General features: G+C 67.8%; 18 protein-coding genes and 2 tRNA genes. 14 read left to right on the top strand and 6 right to left on the bottom strand.

Annotated features, from left to right (window positions below):
* The first annotated feature begins 75 nt into the window (after positions 1–75).
* The 10 genes from R2910_06195 (at position 76) to R2910_06150 (ending at position 10,901) form a co-directional block, all read left to right on the top strand.
* Positions 76–501 (top strand): BON domain-containing protein, encoded by a 426-nt coding sequence (locus tag R2910_06195; GenBank protein ID MEZ4412555.1) that lies wholly within the window; start codon positions 76–78, stop codon positions 499–501.
* Positions 498–2,336, top strand: coding sequence for a valine--tRNA ligase (locus tag R2910_06190; GenBank protein ID MEZ4412554.1), 1,839 nt, complete (start codon positions 498–500; stop codon positions 2,334–2,336). The genes R2910_06195 and R2910_06190 overlap by 4 nt, the downstream gene beginning before the upstream one ends.
* Positions 2,243–3,181: a class I tRNA ligase family protein gene (locus tag R2910_06185; protein MEZ4412553.1), complete on the top strand. Its 939-nt coding sequence runs from the start codon at positions 2,243–2,245 to the stop codon at positions 3,179–3,181. The genes R2910_06190 and R2910_06185 overlap by 94 nt, the downstream gene beginning before the upstream one ends.
* The gene (locus R2910_06180) at positions 3,178–4,452 is read left to right on the top strand and encodes an Ig-like domain-containing protein (GenBank protein ID MEZ4412552.1); all 1,275 of its coding nucleotides are present in this window, start codon (positions 3,178–3,180) and stop codon (positions 4,450–4,452) included. Before R2910_06185 ends, R2910_06180 begins: the two co-directional genes overlap by 4 nt.
* On the top strand, positions 4,449–5,822 hold the full coding sequence (selA, locus tag R2910_06175) for an L-seryl-tRNA(Sec) selenium transferase (protein ID MEZ4412551.1): 1,374 nt from the start codon (positions 4,449–4,451) through the stop codon (positions 5,820–5,822). The genes R2910_06180 and selA overlap by 4 nt, the downstream gene beginning before the upstream one ends.
* The gene (locus tag R2910_06170; GenBank protein MEZ4412550.1) at positions 5,819–6,430 is read left to right on the top strand and encodes an HAD family hydrolase; all 612 of its coding nucleotides are present in this window, start codon (positions 5,819–5,821) and stop codon (positions 6,428–6,430) included. The genes selA and R2910_06170 overlap by 4 nt, the downstream gene beginning before the upstream one ends.
* 27 nt (positions 6,431–6,457) lie before the next feature.
* The gene (gene purN, locus R2910_06165; protein MEZ4412549.1) at positions 6,458–7,051 is read left to right on the top strand and encodes a phosphoribosylglycinamide formyltransferase; all 594 of its coding nucleotides are present in this window, start codon (positions 6,458–6,460) and stop codon (positions 7,049–7,051) included.
* Between the two features lie 30 nt (positions 7,052–7,081).
* The gene (gene purH / locus R2910_06160; protein MEZ4412548.1) at positions 7,082–8,611 is read left to right on the top strand and encodes a bifunctional phosphoribosylaminoimidazolecarboxamide formyltransferase/IMP cyclohydrolase; all 1,530 of its coding nucleotides are present in this window, start codon (positions 7,082–7,084) and stop codon (positions 8,609–8,611) included.
* Between the two features lie 10 nt (positions 8,612–8,621).
* The gene (locus R2910_06155) at positions 8,622–10,787 is read left to right on the top strand and encodes a DUF2723 domain-containing protein (protein MEZ4412547.1); all 2,166 of its coding nucleotides are present in this window, start codon (positions 8,622–8,624) and stop codon (positions 10,785–10,787) included.
* A 27-nt stretch (positions 10,788–10,814) separates the two neighbouring features.
* Positions 10,815–10,901, top strand: a tRNA-Ser gene (locus R2910_06150).
* A gap of 98 nt (positions 10,902–10,999) precedes the next feature.
* Here the strand turns inward: R2910_06150 and R2910_06145 are convergent.
* Positions 11,000–11,614: an outer membrane beta-barrel protein gene (locus R2910_06145; protein MEZ4412546.1), complete on the bottom strand. Its 615-nt coding sequence runs from the start codon at positions 11,612–11,614 to the stop codon at positions 11,000–11,002.
* On the bottom strand, positions 11,611–12,246 hold the full coding sequence (locus R2910_06140) for a DUF4136 domain-containing protein (GenBank protein MEZ4412545.1): 636 nt from the start codon (positions 12,244–12,246) through the stop codon (positions 11,611–11,613). The genes R2910_06145 and R2910_06140 overlap by 4 nt, the downstream gene beginning before the upstream one ends.
* Positions 12,247–12,372: 126 nt before the next feature.
* On the opposite strand from R2910_06140, the gene R2910_06135 reads away from it, so the two are divergent.
* From R2910_06135 to R2910_06120, 4 genes are all read left to right on the top strand, one after another.
* Positions 12,373–12,464, top strand: a tRNA-Ser gene (locus R2910_06135).
* Positions 12,465–12,523: 59 nt separating this feature from the next.
* Positions 12,524–13,942 (top strand): glutamate--tRNA ligase, encoded by a 1,419-nt coding sequence (gene gltX, locus R2910_06130; protein MEZ4412544.1) that lies wholly within the window; start codon positions 12,524–12,526, stop codon positions 13,940–13,942.
* A gap of 226 nt (positions 13,943–14,168) precedes the next feature.
* Positions 14,169–17,303 (top strand): hypothetical protein, encoded by a 3,135-nt coding sequence (locus R2910_06125; GenBank protein ID MEZ4412543.1) that lies wholly within the window; start codon positions 14,169–14,171, stop codon positions 17,301–17,303.
* A gap of 127 nt (positions 17,304–17,430) precedes the next feature.
* Entirely contained in the window at positions 17,431–18,594 is a 1,164-nt protein-coding gene (locus R2910_06120; GenBank protein MEZ4412542.1) for a hypothetical protein, read from the top strand.
* A gap of 250 nt (positions 18,595–18,844) precedes the next feature.
* Here R2910_06120 and R2910_06115 read toward each other — a convergent pair whose 3' ends face one another.
* The 4 genes from R2910_06115 to R2910_06100 all read right to left on the bottom strand — a co-directional run.
* Entirely contained in the window at positions 18,845–19,261 is a 417-nt protein-coding gene (locus R2910_06115; protein MEZ4412541.1) for a hypothetical protein, read from the bottom strand.
* Positions 19,262–19,958: 697 nt separating this feature from the next.
* Positions 19,959–20,171 carry a hypothetical protein gene (locus tag R2910_06110; protein ID MEZ4412540.1) on the bottom strand — a complete coding sequence of 71 codons (213 nt, stop codon included), beginning with the start codon at positions 20,169–20,171 and terminating at the stop codon, positions 19,959–19,961.
* Entirely contained in the window at positions 20,168–21,514 is a 1,347-nt protein-coding gene (locus tag R2910_06105) for a hypothetical protein (GenBank protein MEZ4412539.1), read from the bottom strand. Before R2910_06105 ends, R2910_06110 begins: the two co-directional genes overlap by 4 nt.
* A partial coding sequence (locus R2910_06100; GenBank protein ID MEZ4412538.1) for a hypothetical protein occupies positions 21,511–22,553 on the bottom strand: 1,043 nt, incomplete at its 5' end. The genes R2910_06105 and R2910_06100, both read right to left, overlap by 4 nt.

The following is a 22,553-nucleotide window of genomic DNA, read 5'->3' as shown; positions in this document are numbered from 1 at the left end:
ACGATACCTGCGAGATCACCCGCGAACATGTTAACTTAACGCGTCTTAGCCAATATTTGCACAAGGAGCACGCGCGTGAAGCGGGAGCGTCTGAGCACGGCGGAAACGCTGGGCTGGCCGATGGTCGGATTCGGGGCGGGACTGGTTGGCGGGCTCTGGGCCGCCGGCTGGCTGGGTCGTGTGACGCGGGGCCGGATCAGCGACGAGGTCCGGGCGTTCCGCGCGCCTGGCCGGGTGTCCAGTGTGGCCCTCGCCGCAGCGGTCCAGTCCGCCCTGCAGGCCGACCCCACGCTCGCTGAGCATGGGCTGCACGCTGCCCCCGTCACGCGCGGGACCGTCGAGCTGACCGGCTGGGTGCCCGACCGCCGGACGCGGGCGCAGGCCGTCCGGATCGCCGCCCAGACCCCCGGTCTCGTCGACATCATCAACAGCATCCTCGTGCACGGCGAGGACGACGTCCTCGCCCCTGTCGAGCTGACCCTCGAAGGACGGTCGGCATGACCACGGACCTCGCTCCGCAATACCAGCCCGGCGACATCGAGCAGGCACTCTACCGCTGGTGGTCCGACGCGGGGCTCTTCGCCCCGCGTGGCGATGGCACGCCCTACGTGATCATGATGCCACCGCCCAACGTGACCGCGCAGCTGCACATGGGGCACGGGCTGAACAACACCATCCAGGATGCGGTCATCCGGTTCGAACGGATGCGGGGACGGGACGTGCTCTGGCTGCCGGGCACCGACCACGCCGGCATCGCCACGCAAAACGTGGTCGAGCGGGTCCTCACCGCCGAAGGAAAGACCCGGTTCGATCTCGGCCGCGAGGCCTTCGTGGCGCGCGTGTGGGAGCACGTGGACACGACCGGTGCCACGATCCTCGAGCAGCTGAAGGCGATCGGCTCCAGTTGCGACTGGAGCCGGACCTATTTCACCCTCGACGAGGGGCTCTCGCGCGCCGTGCGCGAGGTCTTCGTGCGGTTGTACGAGAAGGACCTCATCTACCGCGGCAACTACATCATCAACTGGTGCCCCCGCTGCCTGACCGCCCTCTCCAACGAGGAGGCGGAAAAGGAAGAGGAGGACGGCAAGCTCTGGCACCTCCGTTATCCGCTCAGTGACGGCCGGCACCTGACCGTGGCCACCACGCGTCCAGAGACGATGCTCGGCGACACCGCCGTGGCGGTGCATCCCTCCGACACCCGGTACGCGGGCCTGATCGGCAGCACCATCCGGCTCCCCCTGGTGGACCGGGACATCCCGATCATCGCCGACGACGAAATCGACCCCGCCTTCGGCACCGGCGCGGTCAAGGTGACGCCGGCGCACGACCCGCTCGACTTCGAGATCGGGAAACGGCACGGCCTCGAAGCCCTCAACATCCTGACGCCCGACGCGCACATCAATGAAAATGCGCCGGCGCGGTTCCAGGGGCTGACACGCGAAGCGGCGCGGAAGGCGGTGGTGCGGGAGTTCGAGGCGCTGGGCCTCCTCGACAAGATCGAGGACCACCATCACGCCGTCGGGCACTGCTATCGGTGCGGGACCGTGGTCGAACCGCGGCTGTCGGAGCAGTGGTTCGTGCGCATGGCGCCGCTCGCGGCCCCCGCCCTCCAGGCGTACAAGACGGGCGACGTCCGCTTCATTCCCGAGCGCCGCGGCACCGAGTACGCGCAGTGGATGGAGGGCATCCGCGACTGGTGCATCTCCCGTCAGCTCTGGTGGGGCCACCGGATCCCGGTCTGGTATTGCGACGCCCCCGGGTGCGAGCAGATCAGCGTCTCCCGCACCGACCTGACCGCCTGCCCCGGCTGCGGCGGTGCCGTCCGACAGGACGAGGACGTCCTCGACACCTGGTTCTCCTCCTGGCTGGTGCCTTTCTCGAGTCTCGGCTGGCCCGAGCAGACCGCGGACCTGAAGCGGTTCTATCCCGGCGACACGCTGGTCACCGCCCCGGAAATCCTCTTCTTCTGGGTGGCGCGGATGATCATGGCGGGGCTGGAATTCCAGGGGAAGGTGCCGTTCCACACCGTGTACCTGCACGGCACGGTCCGCGACACCCAGCACCGCAAGATGTCGAAGTCGCTGGGCAACGGGATCGACCCGCTGGAAGTGATCGAGCGCTACGGCGCCGACGCGCTCCGCTACACGGTCATCTCCGGCATGGCGGTCGGCACCGACCTCATCCTCGACCCCGCCGACCTCGAGTCGTCGTTCGCGGCCGGCCGGAACTTCGCCAACAAGCTCTGGAACGCCGGCCGCTTTGCGCTGGGTACGCTGGACGGCCCCACCCGCCCGCTGGCCGGACCCCATGCCGACGTGGTCGCCGGGACGAGCTGACCCTGCCCGACCGGTGGATCATCGCCCGCTGCGACGCCACGGTGCGCACCGCGACGGAAGCGTTCGAGCGCTTCCGCCTCAACGACGCCGCCGCGGCGGTGTACCACTTCCTCTGGAGCGACCTGGCCGACTGGTACATCGAACAGGCCAAGCCGCGGCTCTACGGCCAGCAACCGGGCGGCGATGTGGCGCGCGCGGTGCTTGCCCAGACCTTCGACGTGGCGCTGCGCCTGCTGCACCCCGTCATGCCGTTCGTAACGGAGACCCTCGGGAAGCGGCTCCCCGGCCGGGACGCCAACGCCTCGATCTCCGTCGCACCGTGGCCCCGCCCCGACGACCGCGCCACCGATGACGAAGCCCTCGCAGGGTTTGCCGAAGTGCAGCAGATCGTGACCAGCTTCCGCCAGCTCTGCGCCGACGCCGGTGTGCGCCCTGGTGAGAAGGCGGAAGGTGCCTTGACCACCGGGTCGCGTCGCGCCGCCGATCGACTGGAACCGCAATTGGAAATGATCGCGCGGCTGGGCAGGGTGCGCCTCGACCACGTGTCCGTCCGCACCGCCGGACCCACCGGCGACGCCGGCCGCAAGACCGCCGTCCTTCCCGGTGGCGTCGAGGTGTCCATTGAGCTGAGCGCCGCCGACCGGGAGCGGGAGTGCACGCGGCTGGCCAAGGAAGAGGCGCACCTCCGGCAGCTGGTCATGGCCCAGGAGAAAAAGCTCGGCAACGCGCAGTTCGTAGCGCGCGCCCCCGCCGCCGTGGTCGAGGGAGAACGTCAGAAGCTCGCGACCTGGCTGGCGCAGGCCGACGCCCTTGCCGACAACCGCCGACGGCTGGGCTGCGGATGAACGCCCGTCGCCTGGCGGGAGCGATCCTGGCGCTGGCCATTGCGGCATGCGCCAAGATGGAGCCCCCGCCGGGCGGCCCGCCTGACCGAACTCCGCCAGGGCTGGTCGCGACCGTCCCCGACTCCCTCGCCGTCCTGCCCGATTTCTCTGGAGACGTCGAGTTTCTCTTCAACGAGACCGTCTCCGAGGGCGGGAACCCGAACATGGGTCTCGGCACCGGCGACCTCGAGAAGCTCGTCATTCTCTCGCCGAGCGACCGCGTCCCGAAGGTGCGGTGGAAGCGGAGCCGCGTGACGGTGCGGCCGGCGGAAGGCTGGCAACCCAACACCGTCTATCGTGTCCAGCTCCTGCCCGGTGTCATGGACCTCCGGCGCAACCGCTACGACAGCACGCGGATCGTCACCTTCACCACCGGCGCGCCGCTCCCCGAGCTGCACCTCACCGGACAGGTGTGGGACTGGACGACGGCGCGCCCGGCGCCCCAGTCGCTCGTGGTTGCCCTCCTGCTGCCGGACAGCCTGCGCTACCGGATGATCACGGACAGCGCGGGGAAGTTCGACTTCGGACCGCTGCCGTCCGGCGACTACATCGTCTACGGCGCCATCGACCAGAACAAGAACGCGCGGTTCGACCGCCGCGAAGCATGGGACTCCGCACCGATGCCGAGGGACAGCACCGCGGTACCGGAGCTGTGGGTGTTTCCGCATGACTCGATTGGACCACGCCTTTCGAAGGCGGCGGTGACGGACTCACTCTCCGCGTCGCTCACCTTCACGCAGCCGCTCGACCCGACGCAGCGGTTTGCACCGGGGTCGGTCCGCGTGCTCCTCCTCCCCGATTCTGTCGCGGTCGAAGTGCTCTCGCTGCTCCCGAGGGGGGAGCACGATTCGGTGTATCGCCCACCACCGCCGCCACCCGACTCGAACGCCGCCCCGCCGAAGCAGGGCGCCGCCAAGCCGCCCCTCCCGGTGGTCGGGGACAGCACCAAGCCGGCGCGAACGCCGCTCAATACCGCCTTGCTGTTGCGCGTGGCAGAGGCATGGAAGCCCGGCTCCACCTACGTGATCGAGGTGGACTCTATCCGCAACGCGAACGGCGCGGCCGCGGACATTCGCGGACCGCTGGAAGTGCCGGAAGCAAAGGCCGACACCACCGTCGCGCCGTCCGATTCGGCCAGGGCCGCTGCCGACTCGACGCCGACCCCGCCGGACTCCACCCGACCGCCGGTGCCGAAGAGCGATTCGGTGCCGCCGACACCGCCGAGCCGATGATCGACGATCCGCGACGCCATCTGCCGTCCGTGGACCGGCTGCTGCAGGAGCCGGCGATCAGCCGCCTGCTCGACACCATTCCCCGCAGCGTCGTGGTCGCGGCCGCTCGTGAAGCAGTGGCGGTGGCTCGACGCGGCCGGTCCGACGTGCCGGAGGACTGGGCGGCAGACGTGGCCGAGCGCGCCGACCGCATCGGCCGCCGGTCGTTGCGCCCGGTGCTCAATGCCACCGGCGTCGTGCTGCATACCAACCTCGGGCGCGCGCCCCTGGCCCGTGCCGCCGTAGAGGCCGTCACGGCGGTCGCCTCGGGTTACAGCGCGCTGGAGTTCGACCTCGAGGCCGGGGTGCGCGGCCACCGCACCGATCACGGCCGCCGACTGCTTGCCGAACTGACCGGCGCAGACGATGCACTGGTGGTGAACAACGCCGCAGCGGCCCTGGTGGTGGCCCTCAACACCGTCGCGGCGGGGATGGAAGTCGTCATTTCCCGCGGCGAGCTGGTGGAAATCGGCGGTTCTTTCCGGATTCCAGACATCCTCGCCCGGAGCGGTGCACGACTGGTCGAAGTAGGCACCACCAACCGCACCCACCTCGACGACTATCGGCGCGCGCTGGGACCCGGCACCGGGGCCATCTTGAAGGTTCATCGGTCGAATTTTTCGCAATCGGGGTTCGTCCACGAGCCCGCCGCCGCGGATCTCGCCGGACTGGCGCGGGAACATGGGCTGCCCATGCTCCACGACATCGGCAGCGGATTGCTGGCCGACCTATCCCGGTTCGGATTGAGCACCGAGCCGCGGGTGCCGGACGCCGTGGCCGACGGGGCGGACCTGGTCATCTTCTCCGGCGACAAGCTGCTCGGCGGCCCCCAGGCGGGGTGCATGGTGGGACGGGCGGACCTCCTGTCGCGGTGCCGCGCCAATCCACTCGCGCGCGCGGCACGGGCCGACAAGATGACCTTCGCCGCGCTCGAGGCGACGCTCGAACTCTATCGCGACCCTGCACTCGCGCTCCGCGAGATCCCGGTCCTGCGGATGCTGACGCTGTCGAGCGATGAGTTGCAACTCCGGGCACAGCGCCTCGCGGACACCATCGCGGCAGCCCTCCCCGCTTCCCCGCTTCCCCGCCTCACCGACGGAATGTCAGTGACTGGCGGTGGCTCCTTCCCCTCGGCCACCCTGCCGACGACGCTGGTGGTGCTGGATCCAGGCCCGCGCGGCGCCGACGCCCTGGCGCTCGCCCTCCGACTCGGCGACCCGCCGGTCGTGGCCCGGGTGGAAAGCGGCACGGTCGTCCTCGATCCGAGGACGTTGCCCAAAGACTGTCACCCGATCGTGGCTGAGGCTGTTGCCAGGGCGATCACAGAATGACCGACCCCCTGCCTCCCGGCCTCCCTGCCACCCTGCCCAACCGTCGGCCCGCTGCCTTCCTGGATCGTGACGGTACCCTCGTCAACGATCCCGGCTTCCAGCGCGATCCCGCCACGGTGGAGCTCCTGCCGGGGGCCCCGGCCGCGGTGGCGCGCCTGAACGCGGCGGGCATCGCCGTCATCGTCGTCACCAACCAGTCGGGAATCGCCCGGGGGCTGATCACCCCTGCGGAGTATGAGGCGGTGGAGCGAGCCGTCACCACGCGATTCGCCGAGGCCGGCGCCCGGCTCGACGCCACCTATCACTGCCCCCACTATCCCGCCGTCGGCGGGCCCTGTGCGTGTCGCAAGCCGGGCACGCTGCTCTATCGGCGGGCCGCGCAGGAGTGGGGGCTCGATCTGGGGGCGAGTTGGGGCGCCGGGGACCGGGTGTCGGATCTCGAACCGGTGCGCGAACTCGGCGGGCAGGGCCTCCTGGTGCGGACGGGAGCAGGGCGAAAGCACGAGGCGGAGGCGCTCGCAGCCGGGTTCACCATCGTGGCCGATCTAGCCGCGGCGGTGGACCACATCCTGGGGACGATGGGGCCCCGGGCGGCCCCTAGGGAGTGAGGGGTCGCCCCCTTACTTTTCAGGGTTATGTCGTATCGCGTGGCGGTCTGTGTCTCGGGCGGGGGCAGCAACCTGCAGGCGCTCCTCGACCGACTCCAAGGCGAGGAGCCGGCGCGGGTCGTTCTGGTGCTCAGCAACCGGGCAGACGCGGGCGGCCTTGAACGGGCCCGACAGGCAGGCATCCCTGCCGAGGTGCTGGCCGACCCAGCCGATGCGTCTGAGTGGATCACCCGGCTCGGCCGGCGGGATGTCGATCTCGTGGTACTCGCCGGCTACCTGAAACTGGTACCGCCCGGGGTCGTGCAGAAGTACGCCGGTCGCATCGTCAACGTCCACCCTGCCCTGCTCCCCGCCTTCGGCGGGCCGGGCATGTACGGGAAGCGGGTGCACGAGGCGGTCATCGCCAGTGGCGCCACGGAGTCCGGACCGACGGTGCACCTGGTGGACGAGGTGTATGATCGGGGCGCTATCCTGGCGCAGCGCCGGGTGCCGGTGCTGCCGGGAGACACCCCTGCCGCGCTGGCGGCGCGGGTGCTGGCCGAGGAGCACCGCCTCTTGCCGGCGGCCGTGCTGGCGGCGGCCCGGGCGGGCCGGCCGGTCCCGATGTCGAACGTGGAGTGACTCAGCAGTCGGATTCTACCTGGGAGTACCATGCCGAGGGCATTGCTTTCTGTCAGTGACAAGCGGGGCGTCGTCGCATTCGCCCAGGGCCTGGTCCAGATGGGCTGGGACATCATCTCGACCGGCGGGACGGCGGCGGCGCTGAAGGCCGCGGGGGTGCCGGTGCAGTCGGTGGAGTCGATCACGAAGTTCCCCGAGATGCTCGATGGCCGGGTCAAGACGCTCCATCCGATGGTGCACGGCGGCCTGCTCGGACGGCGCGACAACCCCGTCCACCAGCGGGCCATGGCCGAGCACGAGATCACGCCGATCGACCTCGTGGCGGTCAATCTCTATCCCTTCCGTGCCACGATTTCCCAGCCGGATGTGTCGTTCGAGGACGCGATCGAGAACATCGACATCGGCGGCCCGTCGATGCTCCGCTCCGCGGCCAAGAACCACGAATTCGTCCTCCCGGTTGTCGAGCCCTCCGACTACCCCGAAGTGCTGGCGCTCCTCCGCGCCGGCGAGGTGCCGATCGAGATCCGGCAGGCGTACGCGGCCAAGGTCTTCGCGCACACTGCGGACTATGACACGGCGATCGCCGGGTACCTGACGCCGCGGGAAGAAGGACTTCCCGCCCGGCTCGGCGGGTCGCTGGAGCGAATGGCGTCGCTGCGGTACGGCGAGAACCCGAACCAGCGGGCGGCGCTCTATGTGACCGAGGAGCCGCGCGGCATCCGGGACCTCAAGCAGCGCCAGGGGAAGGAACTCTCCTTCAACAACATCCTCGACCTCGACGGCGCGATGGCGGCCGTGGCGCCCTGGACCAACCGACCGGCCTGCGCCGTCATCAAGCACACGACCCCCTGCGGGCTGGCCGTCTCCAGCTCGGCGCTCGAGGCGTGGCGCCGGGCGCGGGCGACCGACCCCCAGTCGGCCTTCGGCGGCGTGGTGGCGTTCAACACGGTGGTGGACAAGGCCACCGCCGAGGAGATGGTCGAGATGTTTCTCGAGGTGATCGTGGCGCCCTCGTTTCACGACGAGGCGCTGAAGGTCCTCTCGGCGAAGAAGAACCTGCGCGTGGTGGAGCTGCCGGTCAGCCACGGCGAACAGGGGCTGGACTACAAGTGCGTGCGCGGCGGGTTCCTGGTCCAGGACCGCTTCCGCTTCGACCACTCCGAGGAAGCGTGGCGGGTGCCGACGGTGCGGCACCCGACCGAACAGGAGTGGAGCGACCTCCGCTTCGCCTGGGCCGGCGTCGCCTCGGTCAAGTCGAACGGCATCATGCTGGCACGCGGCGAGGCGGCCATCGGCATCGGCGCCGGCCAGATGAGCCGGGTCGACGCCTCCTTCCTGGCGGTGCACAAGGCGCGGCAGCAGGGGCACGACCCGCGCGGTGCCGTCCTCGCCAGCGACGGGTTCTTCCCCTTCCCCGACGGCGTCGAGGCGGCGGCCGAGGCGGGCATCACCGCCATCATCCAGCCCGGCGGTTCGGTCAAGGACGACGACGTGATCGCCGCCGCCGACCAGCGTGGCATCGCCATGGTCCTCACCGGATCGCGGCAGTTCAGGCACTAACGGAGACTTCGTGACGAACAGCAAACCCGCGACCCCATACCGCTGGGCCGCCCTGGTCGGGCTGGCGGTCTTCGGCATCTACTTCATCACCCTGGCGCCGACCACGGCGTTCTGGGACACCTCCGAATACATCGCCGCGGCGAAGGTGCTCGGCATTCCCCACCCGCCGGGGAATCCGCTCTTCGTGATCCTGGCCCATACCTGGGGTCTCCTGCCGCTGGCGGGCGAGTATGCGAAGCGGATCAACCTCTTCGCGGCGTTCACAAGCGCCGCGGCGGCCGCACTCTGGTTCCTGATCGCCGAGCGCTGGCTCCGCGAGATCGTCCCGGTCCGCTGGGGTCGCCTCCTTGCCGCCGCCGCCGGCACGCTGGTCTCCGCCACCTCGTGGACCGTCTGGAACCAGTCGGCCGTGAACGAGAAGGTGTACACCGCGTCCCTGCTCTCGATGGCACTGGTCACCTGGCTCGCGGTGCACTGGGGCGACGACAAGCCCGGTCCGCATCGCGACCGCTGGGTCATCCTGATCGCCTATATCCTGGCCCTCTCCACCACCAACCACCTGATGGGGCTCCTCGCAGCCCCCGCGGTGGCCATCTACATCCTCTGGACCGACTGGAAGGTCATCACGCGGCCCTGGGTCGTGGTCGGCGTCATCACCGCCATCGTCGTGGGCGTGTCGCTCAACTATCTCTTCCTCCCGATCCGGGCCGGGATGTTCCCGCCGATCAACGAGGGAGAGCCGGTCGGCTTCTTCAGCAAGGCGCTGATGGACGTCATCAACCGGGTGCAGTACGCCAAGCCCCCGGTCATGGACCGGCAGGCCGACCTCCTCTCGCAGTACGGGAACTACCTGCAGTACTTCCGGTGGCAGTTCGCCCGCGACTGGGGCAACGCCGCCGGCGCCGCCGCGGCGCTGTTCGGCATGCTCGGGCTCTACGGCCTCTGGGAGCTGATCCGGCGTGACAAGCGCGCCGGCTTCGCCGCGCTCGCCATGTTCGGCACCCTGACCGTGGCCCTGGTCTTCTACCTCAACTTCAAGTACGGCTTCTCGATGCACCTTGGCCGGGACCTGCCCCGCGAGGTGCGCGAGCGCGACTACTTCTTCATGGGGTCGTTCTCGTACTTCGGCGTCCTGGTGGCGCTGGGGCTCGGTGCGCTCTACCGCGGGATCGCCGATTCCCTCACGGCCCGGGTTCCCGACGCCAAGCGCTGGCTCTACGCGTCGCCCGTTTTCCTGGTGGCCCTGATTCCGCTGGCCGGCAACCACGCCTCGGCCACGCGCGCCAACGAGTACCTCGCGCGCGACCTCGCGATCGACATGCTTGAATCGATCGAGCCGTATGGCATCCTGATCACGGCCGGCGACAACGACACCTTCCCGCTCTGGTTTGCGCAGGAAGTGCTCGGCGTCCGGCCGGACGTGACGCTGGCCAACCTCTCGCTGATGAACACCCGGTGGCATCTCCGGCAGCTGCAGCGCCGTCCGACGCCTGAATTCGACGCCGCCAAGGCGGCGCGCGTCTGGCGCCCGGGGCCGGCCGAAACCGGGATGGCGCTGACCGACACCACGGCGGCGAAGGCACCGTCGCCCGAGTGGCCGCAGCCAGAGGGCTCCGTCTTCAGCAGCTTTTCGGAAGCGCAGATGGACAGCCTGCCCGAGGCCATCGCCGTCAAGAAGGGGTCGGGGCTCCGGGTGGACAGCCTGGTGGTGGCCTTCGGGCAGGACTACCTGACGCTGCAGGATATCGCCACCGTGGCGCTGATCCGTGACAACCTCGGCAAGCGCCCCATCTACTTTAGCTGGAGCGACGGCAACTACCCCGACGCCACCTTCGGCCTGACCGAGTACCTGCTCACCACCGGACTGGTGCGGAAGCTGATGCCGAAGCCGATCCAGGAGGGGAACGGGATCGTCCTCAGCAAGACGCTCGGCTTCGTGGACGTGCCGGTCACCCGGCAGCTGCTGTGGGACACCTACCATTGGCAGAGCGCCACCCGGGATCGCCCGCGCGGCTGGGTGGACGTGCCGTCATCGTCCATCCTGCAGCTCTACGGCATCATCTACCGGGAGACGGGCGTGATCCTGCGTTCGGAGGGGCTGGTGGACGAGGCGGCGCGGGCCGACTCGATTTCCACCATGGTGCAGCAGAACATCATGAAGGGGGAGCGGAACTAGGGGCGCTCCGCTTCCGTTGTCAGGACAGGCGTGGTGGCCGAGTGGTTTAAGGCAGCGGTCTTGAAAACCGCCGAACCGGCAACGGTTCCGTGAGTTCGAATCTCACCCACGCCGTTGGCATTGATGGACATGAACGAGGGCGGAGGGGACGGCTGGGGCACTTGGCCCCGTCGTCCTCCCCGCCCTCGTCCCGTCAGGGGTACCAGTGTGTGCTAGCGGTGTCCCATGAACGACAGGCCCACGCTCAGGTACTGGTAGCTCGCCGACTCGCCGCCCAGGAACTTGCCGGCATTGGCGGGATAGTTATAGCGGCCGAAGACGGCGACCTCGGTTTCAGCTCCCTTGTTCAGGATGAAGCCGAGTTCGGGGGCGAACCCCATGATCCAGTTGGAGGTCTCGACCGTACCCGGCCCGATGTCCATCAACTGCTTCATGTAGTAGACGCCGAGGCCCAGGCCGATATAGGTCTGGATCCTCCCTCCCGCCTTGCTGTACAGGTGCGCCGTCACCAGCAGGGGGAAGACGTTGAGTGACCGGTACTGTTCCCCCGACACGGTGGCCCCGGGGAAGAAGATCTGGTCGGACGTGGTTTCGTAGAAGGCGGTGTACCCAAGCGAGACGCCGACGGTCGCATTCGGGTTGATGAAGCGCCGACCTTCGACGGTGAACGAGAGCCAGCTGTCGTTGCTGATGTAGTCGCGCGAGAGGTCGCCGACCGGCTTGGACCAGGAATAGGTCAGGCCGCCGAGCACCTGGGCACTGGCGGGAGCGGCCCCGGCCAGGCCGAGGGCGACGAGGAGCGTCGCGACGCGGAGACGGGGCATCATCGGTTCACCCGGTAGATGTAGGGAGACTGGTCGAAGGCCTGGTCGATGCCGTCGACGATATCCTTGGCGATTGCAGCGGTCGATCCATTCTTGACCAGACCGTTCATGCCGGCCAGCCAGACCACGGGGGGCCGGGCAGGGTTCGGCGGCACGCCACCGGTCAGGTCCGCCATCGCGATGAAGAGGGTACCGGTGCTGTAGGTGTAGCCGACCACGTCGCCCGGATACTCGGGAATCCAGCCGGTGCAGATCCAGGGATACCAGTCCGCCCAGATGGCGCACCAGTCATCGATGGTGTAGTCGTAGTTGTTCTTGACCGTCACGGCGGGATTCAGCGTCAGGTCGGCCGCGGTGGGATCGGCTGTCCGGGTGTATCCGCGGCCCACCATGTTTTCCGCTGTCGTGGCGATGATCAGACTGTCGTAGACGTGGCTGATGTTGTCGGTGCCGCCAAGGTGCACGACACTGTCCGGCATGTAGAAGGTGACGGCGGAATCGAACGCGAAGAGGGTGTCGTAGAGCGTCGTGACCGACGAGTACACATTTGGCTGGCTGGCGCGGTCGGGATAGCAGGCGGCAAGCACCGCTCCGACTGCCACGGCAAGCCCGGTCGCCCGCAGGAACTGGCGCATCAATGGCTCCATGAGTGATTGACAGGGTATTCCCAAGATACCCATATGACGCCGCAGGAACCACCCGTCACACACCGGGGGCGGGGTTGCGTAAACCCTTCCCCGGTGGCAGTTTCCTCGCGCGTTGGAGCGGTGGCCGAGTGGCTGAAGGCACCGGTTTGCTAAACCGACATAGGGGTCTAAAGCTTCTATCGGGGGTTCGAATCCCCCCCGCTCCGTGCTGCAGGCAATGAGGACTGAGGATGAATGTCCTCAGTCCTTTTTCTATGGTGACCCGATGACCGTCCGCGTCCGCTTTGCCCCCTCCCCCACCGGCTACCTCCATGTCGGCGGCGCCCGCACCGCCCTCTTCAACTGGCTCTACGCCCGCAAGATGGGCGGTGTCCACGTCCTCCGGATCGAGGATACCGACCGGCAGCGGAGCACCGAGGCGCACACCCAGGTCATCCTGGACGGGCTGCGCTGGCTGGGCGTCGAGTGGGATGAGGGCCCGTTCTTCCAGGGGGCCTACGGCGACCGCCACCGGGCCGACGCCGAGCGGCTGCTGGCCGAGGGGAAGGCGTACCGCTGCTTCTGCACCACGGACGACCTCGATGCCCAGCGCAAGGCGATGGCGCACATGAAGACGGCCTTCCGCTACGACGGTCGCTGCGGTCGCCTTTCCCCCGATGAGGTGGCGTCACGCGTCGCCGCGGGGGCGCCAAGTGCCATCCGGTTCCGGATGCCGCAGGGGGAGATTGCCTGGGACGACGCGGTCCACGGCCGGATCAGCTTCCAGGGCCACGACCTCGACGACCTGGTCATTCTTCGCAGCGACCACACCCCGATCTATAACCTCGCGGTGGTCTCCGACGACATCGAGATGCGAATCACCCACGTGATCCGCGGCGACGACCATGTCTCCAATACCCCGAAGCAGATCGCGCTCTACCGCGCGCTGGGCCACGAGCCGCCGGTCTTTGCCCACGTCCCGATGATCCTGGGCGACGACGGCAAGAAGCTCTCGAAGCGCCATGGCGCCACGGCGGTCGGCGATTACCAGGACAAGGGGATCTTCCCCGCCGCCATGCGGAACTTCCTCGCCCTCCTCGGCTGGAGCCCCGGTGGCGACCGGGAAATTATGTCGGAGGCCGAGCTGATCGAGGCGTTCTCACTCGAGGGGATCCAGAAGAAGCCGGCAGTGTTCGACACCGCCAAGCTGGAGTGGATGAACGGCCAGTACCTGTCGCAGCGCTCCGCCGACGAACTCCTGGCGCCGACCGAGCGCGAGTTGGAGCGGATGGGTGTCGCCACGGGCGGCCGCGACCTCAAGCCGTTGATCGACTCGGTGAAGGCGCGTTCGCGCACCATCCTCAACATCGCCGAACAGGTGGCGGTCCGGCTCGACGCCAGCCGGGTGGTGCGGGACGAGAAGGGGGAGAAGCTGGCCGCCAAGCTCGGGCCCGCGTTCGACGCCAACCTGGCGCTGGTGGCGGGCGCACTCCAGGCCATCCCCGCCGGCGAGTGGAACTCGGAGCGGATCCTGGCCGACGTCAAGGCGCTGGCCGAGGCGCAGGGCGCCAAGCTGGGCGACCTGATGCAGCCGGTGCGGGTGGTGCTCACGGGCTCCACGGTGTCGGAGCCGGTCAACGACCTGCTGGTGGTAATCGGCCGGGACGAGAGCCTGAAGCGGATCGGGCAGGAGCCCACCGGGTAGCGAAGCCGCGCCAAGTCTGCGGTGCCGGGACACCCTCCTGAACCTCCCCCCTCACGCGTAGCCCCCACTCAACTGCAAGAAATGGCACGCCGTTTCGCGGCCACGGACATGGCTCGCTTCGGACGGCGTCTGGCGCACATGGCGGGATCTGGGACTCGATTGCGTTCAACAGACTGACACCCTCGATACGAGGGCGCTCTTCTGTTACGACTTCCCTGGAGATCCCATGCGCGCACTCCGCAACTTGCTGCTCATTCTCCTGGTATTCGCGGCCGGGTCCTGCTCTGAACCGACCTCGGCACCCGTGGAAACCGACGGCGCCTCCGAGTTGCCCGATCTTTCTGGATTGCCGATCTCCCCGCTTATCGTAGACGCCAGTGCGGCGGGCTGCGGCATCCCGACGGAAGTCGGCTTGATGCTTGGACCGGACCTTCGAACCGGCTCGGTCGAGGTCACCAACGATGATGCGAACCTCTACGTCAGGTACCAGGGCGAAACCGGACGCTCGGTGCTGGCCACCGCGCTCTTCGCCGGATCGTCTGCGTCGGAGATCCCCACGTCCCGGTGGGGCCTCCCACAGATCCTGCGTTTCCCCTACAAGAGTGGCCACCCGAGGGGCACCGAAGCGGTCATCTGGCAGATCCCCCTGACCGACCTGCCGGACGGAGACGTCGTCATCGCCGCCTTCGCGCAGATCGGCCTCCTGCCGTCCTGGGCCGAAGGCGAGCCGATCTCGCCGGGACGCGACTGGGCGATGTACTTCACCTACCGGATCGCCACCTGCGCCTCGGGCACCGTCGGCCCAGACGGAGGCCGCGTCACTTCCGCCGACGGGAACGCCATACTCGATATCCCTGCAGGCGCACTCACAGAACCGGTGTTGATCACCATCACGCCGGCAACCGTTGAAGAGATCCAGGCTCACATTACCGAACTCGGATGGCCGTTTGCGGCGCCGGATGCCACGCGCGGGCCCGATTCCGCGGCCGCCGTGCCAGGGAGCACCGGGCTCTCGCTGGACGCCAACCTCGACCTGCTTCCCACCCTGGCCGGGATCCGTCCGATTCCCGGAACGTTGTGGGACTTCAGTCCCGATGGCCTGCGGTTCCAGAAATCAGGAACCGTGACGCTGCGGTACCGGGATGAGGACCTCCCCCCTGGCACCGACGAACACCTCTTGGGCGTCTGGCTCATCAACGGGGTGATTCCCTATGACCGGGTCGGCACCGTGGATGTCGTGGCCAACACGATCACGGCGCCGCTCGATCACTTTTCCTACGGGTTCGTCGGCTTCCGTGAGACGATCGAGGCCGATCTTGCCATCAGCCGGTCAGGAGCTTCCACCGACCAGGTGGCGCCCGGCGAAGCGGTGACCTATGCCGCGACGATCACCAACGTCGGCCCCGGCAGCGTGACCGATGCGTTCGTGCTGTACCAGGGGTTCGGCGATGTGGTCGCTGGCACGCTGAGCGCGGGATGTGCGGAGGACCCAGCGCCGGTCTTCGCGACCGTCGTGATCCGATGTGAGGTTGGTGCCATCGCAGCCGGTGCCAGTGACCAAGCGCCCCCGGCATCGTTCGTTCCGCAGTCGGAAGGGGAGTTCGAAGTCTGGATTGACCCGGGCTCCTCCGGGACCACGGACCCTCTCCCGGGCAACAACCGCTTTACGGAGACATACACGGCCGTGGCGGCGACGCTAAACGCGGACCTGGCCATCAACGCGGTGGTCGCATCTTCCGACACGATCGAACTCGGCCTCCCCGTCGGCTTCACGGCGACCATGCAGAACTTCGGGCCCGACACGGCGCCGGGGGCCCAGGTCGTCTACTCGATGTTCGGCAACGCGGTGGCCGGCCCGGTGCTTCCGGGGTGCACCGTGGCCAGCGCCCCCCTCGTCGCCGATGTCGAGATTACGTGCATCATCGGCGACCTGGCGGCCGGCGCCGCAGCGCAAGCTCCGACCGCGTCGTTCGTTCCACAGGGGGTCGGGGACTTCACAGTCTGGGTCAGCTCCGGGTCATTGGCGACGGACCCGAACGCTGCCAACAACCGGCAGGAGCTCGCGGTCGCGGTGCTGGAACGCCAGGCAGACCTGGCAATGCAGAGCATCCTCGACGCACCCGATCCTGCGGGCGCCGGCGTCCCCATCGTCTACACGGTCGAATACGTGAGCGCCCACGCGGCCCAACCGGTCGACGGCGCGCTCATCCGGCTTGTCCACGGCGGGAACGCGACCTTCGTGTCGGCAAGCGTCGACGGGTGTGCACCACTCGCGACCTTCGTGACCTGTCCCGCTGGCACGCTCGTGGAAGGCCTGATCGAAGGAATGACGATCACGCTGCTCCCCGCCGACGGTGTGGACGAGCTCGTGATCACCGCGACGATCATCGCCCCCTTCCCCATCACGGACCCCGACCCGTCGAACAATCTCCAGGCAGAGACGACCACCATCGGCTTCGGCGGTTCGGCGGACCTGACGATCGCCAACCTGTCGGAGTCGGCCGACCCCGTCGACCCCGGCCAGTCGGTCACCTACCGCGCAACGCTGCAAAACCTCGGGCCAAACGCCGTCGACGACGCGGTGGTGTACTACCAGATCTTCGGGGATGCTGTGGCAGGAGCACTGAACCCGGCGTGCACGCAGACGTCGGTGCCGGCCGTCGCCGATGTGGAGATTGTCTGCGTCGTCGGGACCCTCGACGCCGACAGTGTCACGCTGGCCCCGCCAGCGGCGTTCGTTCCCCAGAGTCCGGGGACGTACACGGTGTGGGTCTCGCCTGGTTCGTCGGCATCCGACCCCAACCCCGCCAACAACAGGTTCGAGACCACGGTGACCGCGAGCGCCTCCAGCGCCGACCTGCGCATCGACCAGTTCACCGACAGCCCGGACCCGGTCGACGCCGGGGACGAGGTAACGTATCAGATTCAGGCGATCGCCATGGGCACCACCACGGCCATCGACGGCGCGGTGCTGCGCCTGCTGTTCACCGGCGATGCGCAGTATGTACGCTCGAGCCTGGCCTGCTCGCCGATTGCGGGAGGCGTCGGTTGCCCGCTTGGCGCTGCAACCCGGACTGGTTCTGGATGTGGACGTGGTCGCCGTGCTCCCGACCGCGGGACAGACGGTCTCGGCGGAGGCCACGATCGTGGTCCCCGCCGGCGTATCAACCGCCGACCTGTCCAGCAACGTCCGCACCAAGACGACGGTCTCCCAGAGCGGCCCCACGCCGATGCCGTGGGACAGGTCATCCAGCGTCCGCTGCCGGCGGGCAGACTCTCCGTGGTCGCGGGCTCCGCCAGTCGGCAGCTGCGGCGGTCGGTCTGTCCACCTAAGGCGCCGCCAGCTGACCGGCGGAACTGACGGTCGCCGGTCCTACCGGTCAACTGGTTCCCCCGACCCAAGGGAGCACCCTGCCGTTTCGAGCCACGGAGCTGTCGTCAGAAAACCTGGTGGTCCTCTCCCCACAACCGGCGCGTACCAGATCAGCGTGAAATCACTGGGGCTACGGGACTACCGGCTCGGCCTCGGCACGGGTGTTGGTCGGATGGATCCGTCGTTTGGCCCTGCAGGGTTGGGATATCTGAAGATCGCAGAGTCCTCGAATCAGGCGTACTTCCTCGACATGGTACCCGTCGGGAACGACGTCGCGACCCTGGGTGATACCTATCTCAGCAGGTTCGACGCCAGCGGGAACCTTGTCTCCTCCTTCGGGACGGGCGGAAAGGTGGACGTGCTCGCGGCGATGGGGGGAAGAGCCACCTCGCTCGGTGTGCAGGCGGACGGCAAGCTCGTGGTAGCCGCCCCCAGCATCACGACACCCTATCCCTGGATCGTTGCGCGATTCAACCCGGACGGCTCGCTCGACGGCACGTTCGGTACCAACGGCGTGGTCCAGGTTGCCGTGGGGGGAACCCGCAACAGCGCTCGCCCCGCGGGCATCGGATTTTACCAGGACGGGGCCAGCCAGGACATCATCGTGGCCGGCCACGCTGGCGGACTGACGGAGCAGGTCGGCATCATCCGCCTGAACGCCGACGGCACGCTGGATCCGGCCTTCGGTAGCGGAGGCATCGTCTTCGAGGATGGCGGGCTGGCGCCCCTGATGCTGGCGGTGCAGCCGGACGGACGGGTCCTGGTGGGCAACGCGTCGCAACTGCGGCGCTACACCACTTCCGGAACCCGCGACGCGACCTTCGGCGCGAGCGGCCTGGTCAGCTATCCACTCAGCAATGTGCTCAAGATCCGCCTGCTCAACGATGGGGACATCATGGCCGTGGGCGTCAACGGCAACGATGCGCTCGCGATTCGACTCAATCCCGGCGGCTCGCTCAACGGGTCGTTCGGCACCGGCGGCTATGCGACGTACGATTTCGGCCTGCCGGACCGCTTCCAGGACGTGAGGGAGGATGCGCAGGGCCGACTGGTCATTGCTGGTTACCAGCGCACCGGCGCGGGCCGCTACGACCAGCTGGTGGTGCGGATGTCGGCCAATGGTGTGCTGGACGCCGGCTTCGCGGTGGGTGGGTACCTGCTGGAGGGCATCCTGGACGACGCGCGCGCGGTGCTGCTGGATAGTCAGGGGCGCATCATCGTGGGAGGACAGGGCCGCAACGCATTCGGCCTACACATCTCACGTCACCTGCCCAACTGATCGGTGATCAGGGCGTCCGCCGGCCTGTGCGAGCAGGGCGGCGGGCGCGGCTCCGGTCTGCGATACGGGTCTGTAGACCCTCCTGGAGCTCAGTGGTTTCGGTGGCGCGAAGCCAGGACGCACATTGCGGGTACGACAGCAGCCAGCCCAGCCGGCGCGGGCTCGGTCGGCTGGCCCTTCCAAGCGGTGAGGCGCATCACGCGGGCCAGCTTGAGGCTAGGTCGCCCTAGACGAAGGAAGAGGCTTCGAGCTACGGAATGGTTCTCACGGGCTGTACCGGCACATAGTAGTCATACGGCACCGAGGTTGTGTGATCCCACATCACATCGGAGCAGTAGACCTGTCCATCCGCCAGGTGAACGCAAGACTGGCTGTTGTTTGCGGCGAATCCTGCCACAGATAATCCCTCCAGGCCTTTCGAAACCAGCGGGAACTGTTTCGTCGCCCCTCCCCAGGTCCAGATCTGCAAAGCAGTTCCAGGCGAGAACGTCGCCACGTCACCGCCGACGGATGAGACTCCGTACGCGTTCGTCTCGAGCAGGATCGGTGTCAAGACATCCGGGGTCGCTTGTCCCCAGCACCACACTTCCAAGGAAACGGTCCGGCCGCACGCGAATTTCTGCCCAACCGCGATCTGCACGAACCGATGGCCGCCGGCGACCGCCACGGCGGTATCCGATGCGCTGCTGGACCCATCGCCGAGGGGTCCGGAACCCCAACAGACTGCCGTCGAGTCGGTGCGCAACCCGCACGCCCGTGAGGGCGCCACGGAAAGCCGGACAAAGTGCGGCGAACTTGGCAGTTGCACAGGGGTTCCGCCCGCCGGCCAGCACCATGCGGTGGAGTCGCCCTGAGCGAGCCCGCAAAGCCGGTCGCCAAGCAATTCATACCCATCTGCGTTGCTCACCACGCTCCGTATCGGAGGGAGCCCGCCCTGAAGCGTCATCGAAGGCTCAGCCCCCGTCGAACACCATACGGCATGTTGAGCGTCCAATGCACAGACGTAGCCTGTCATGACCGCCAAGTCCGTGAAGGCATGGGTATCGTCCACGAGGACCGGACTTTCGCTGGAACGGCCCGAGATCGGATGCCGAGACGACGGTGCGCCCTCTGAGGTAAAGCCCCAGCACCACAGGGCACCGTTGATCAAGCCACAACCCATCGGCCACGCGGCGGCCAGCTCATCCACCCGAAACGCCTCCCCCGTGGACTCGAAGTCCGCCTGCGATCCCTCCAGCGTGCTGGCCCGCACCTGGTTCACACCGGAGGTAGCCCCCAGCGTCCACACCGCCCTCGCGTAGCCGTCCGCATCAGTGGCCTCGGCGGTCGGCGCGATGCTTCCCCGCCCTGGCGCACCGTCCACGTCACCCCCACGCCCGCCCTTGGCGAGCGCCCGATGCGTCCACCGCGCGGACGATGAGCGTATCGATCAATTCCCACCCGGGCGCACCGACCGTGGAGGGAGCCTGCATGATGACCAATTCCGCCGGCCCCGGCTCGGTCGGCTGGTCGTTGCAGGCGGCAGAAGCCCACAGGGAGAGCACCCCAATGAGCAGTCGGTTGGCGGACTGGTTCACTGGACCACCACCGATGTGTGTGGAACGCGCCTCGTCGGCTGCACCGGCACGTATTGCCGAAGCGGTACGTCTGACGAGTAATCCCACATGAGGTCGTAGCAGTAGACCTGTCCATTGGCGAGACGAACGCAGGAAAGGCAATTGTTAATGGAAAACGCGGCGACCTGGAGCCCCTCCAGTCCAGTCGCGAACCCCGGCTCAGACTGGAGCACCCCGTCCCAAATCCAGCGATACATCTCACCATCAGGACGGAGGCTCGCCATGTCGCCGGTCCAGGTGGCGACTCCCCACGACTCCGTCTCGAGCAGCGCCGGCGTCAGCAGGTCAGGGGTACCCCAGCACCAGAGCTCCAGCGCGCGCGTCCGGCCACAGGCGAGGCTGTTTCCAACCACCAGGTCTACGAATCGATGGCCACCGCTCACCACCACGGCGGAATCGGAAGAACTCGCCGAGCCATCACCAAGGGGCGCTGCTCCCCAGCACGCCGCTGTGGAGTCCTGCAGAAGTCCGCAAGTGCGCGAAGGAGACGACCAGAGCCTGGTGAAGGCCGGCGACCCCGGTACGGCGCTGCCGGTCTGGCCGACCCTCCAGCACCATGCCGTGGAGTCGCTGACCGCGAGCCCGCACAACTCGTCTCCGTCCCACGCATCCCCGTCGCTGGCCAGGCTGAACAGTGGAGGAAGGCCGCCCTGAAGGGTCATGGACGGCTGGGCCTGGGTCGCACACCAGACGGCGTGCTGGGAGTCGAGCGCGCATACCGCGACGCCGCTGACTGCCAGGTCGACGAAGTTGTGACTGTCATCGACCAGCGCGGGGCTGTCGCTCCTTCGGCCCGAGCCCGGATGCAGCGATGGCGCCGGACCATTCGTGATGAAGTTCCAGCACCAGAGTGCGCCACTGACCAGCCCACAACCTGTTCCTCCATTGGATGCCAGTCGATCCACCCGAAACGCCTCCCCCGTGGACTCAAACTCGGCCTGCGAGCCCTCAAGGGTGCTCGCCCGGACCTGGTTCACACCCGCCGTGCTCCCCAGCGTCCACACCGCCTTCGCGTAGCCGTCCGCATCAGTCGCCTCGGCGGTCGGCGCGATGCTCCCCCCGCCCTGCCGGACCGCCCACGCCAGCTTGACCCCCGCCCTCGGCTGCCCCGACGGATCTACCGCGCGAACGATGAGCGTATCGATCAGCTCCCATCCCGGTGCCCCCACGGTGGAGGGCGCCTGGACGATGATCAGCTCCGCCGGCGCCGGCTCAGTCGGCTGGTCGTGGCAGGCGGAAACCAGCAGAGCAACGCTAAGGCCGAGCGCTGGGTTGCTGATCAGACGGAGGAGGCATCGGGTCACGGCAACGATCTCACCGGTTGCACCGGGGAGTATGTTTCGGTCGGTATGCGGGACGTCTGATCCCACATGATGTCCCAGCAATAGACCTGCCGGTCAACAAGATGGACACAGGAGGGACTGTTATTCGTCGAGAACCCCTTCACCGGCAAGTCCTCCAGTCCCCTGCCGACTCGCATCACGCTCTTCGTAGCCCCGAGCCACCACCACTGATTCATGCTCTGCCCGAACGAGTAACTGGCGATGACATTGTCGGTCATGCCAACACCGTACGAGTTAGACTCGAGGAAAATGGGGGTCAATACATCTGGTGAGGAACCACTGGAGCCCCAGCACCAGATCTCGCGAGTCGTGGTCCTGCCACACGCCCCCGCGCTCCCGACCGCCACCCCGAGCGCGAGCTCCAGGAATCGATGCCCGCCGCTAACGGCCACCGCCGTATCCGAGGCGCCAGTTGTTCCGTCGCCGAGGGGGCCACTTCCCCAGCAGGCCGCCGTCGAGTCGACCCGAAGTCCGCATGCAATTCCAGGGTCCATCCACAGCTTGATGAATGCCGGCGATCTCGGCAACTGTACGCCGGCTCCCCCGTATACCCAGCACCACGCGGTAGAGTCAGCCTCGGCGAGTCCGCACAACTCATCCGAAAGGAACCCAAATCCGTCCGGTGAGCTGGCGATACTTCTCATCAATGGCAGCCCACTCTGAAGCACCAGCGACTGCTCTCCCGAGCGCGCACACCACACGGTGTGCTGGATGTCGAGCGCGCAGACTGCACCTCCCATGACAGCCAAGTCAATGAATTCGTGCGTGTCGTCCACGAGTGTTGGGGCACGACTGAGCTGTCCCCATCCGGGATTTCGTGAGGGCGGATCGCCAGGCCCACTGAAATTCCAGCACCAGACTGCACCGGAGACGAGGCCGCACCCCATGCCCCACGCCGAGGCCAATTGATCAACCTTGAATGCCTCCCCTGTGGACTCGAAGTCCGCCTGCGATCCCTCCACCGTGCTGGCCCGCACCTGGTTCACACCCGCCGTGCTCC

Source organism: Gemmatimonadales bacterium, assembly GCA_041390145.1.
Lineage (GTDB): Bacteria > Gemmatimonadota > Gemmatimonadetes > Gemmatimonadales > GWC2-71-9 > SPDF01.
Note: the sequence above shows the minus strand (reverse complement) of the source record. Positions and strands in the feature narration are given on the sequence as shown.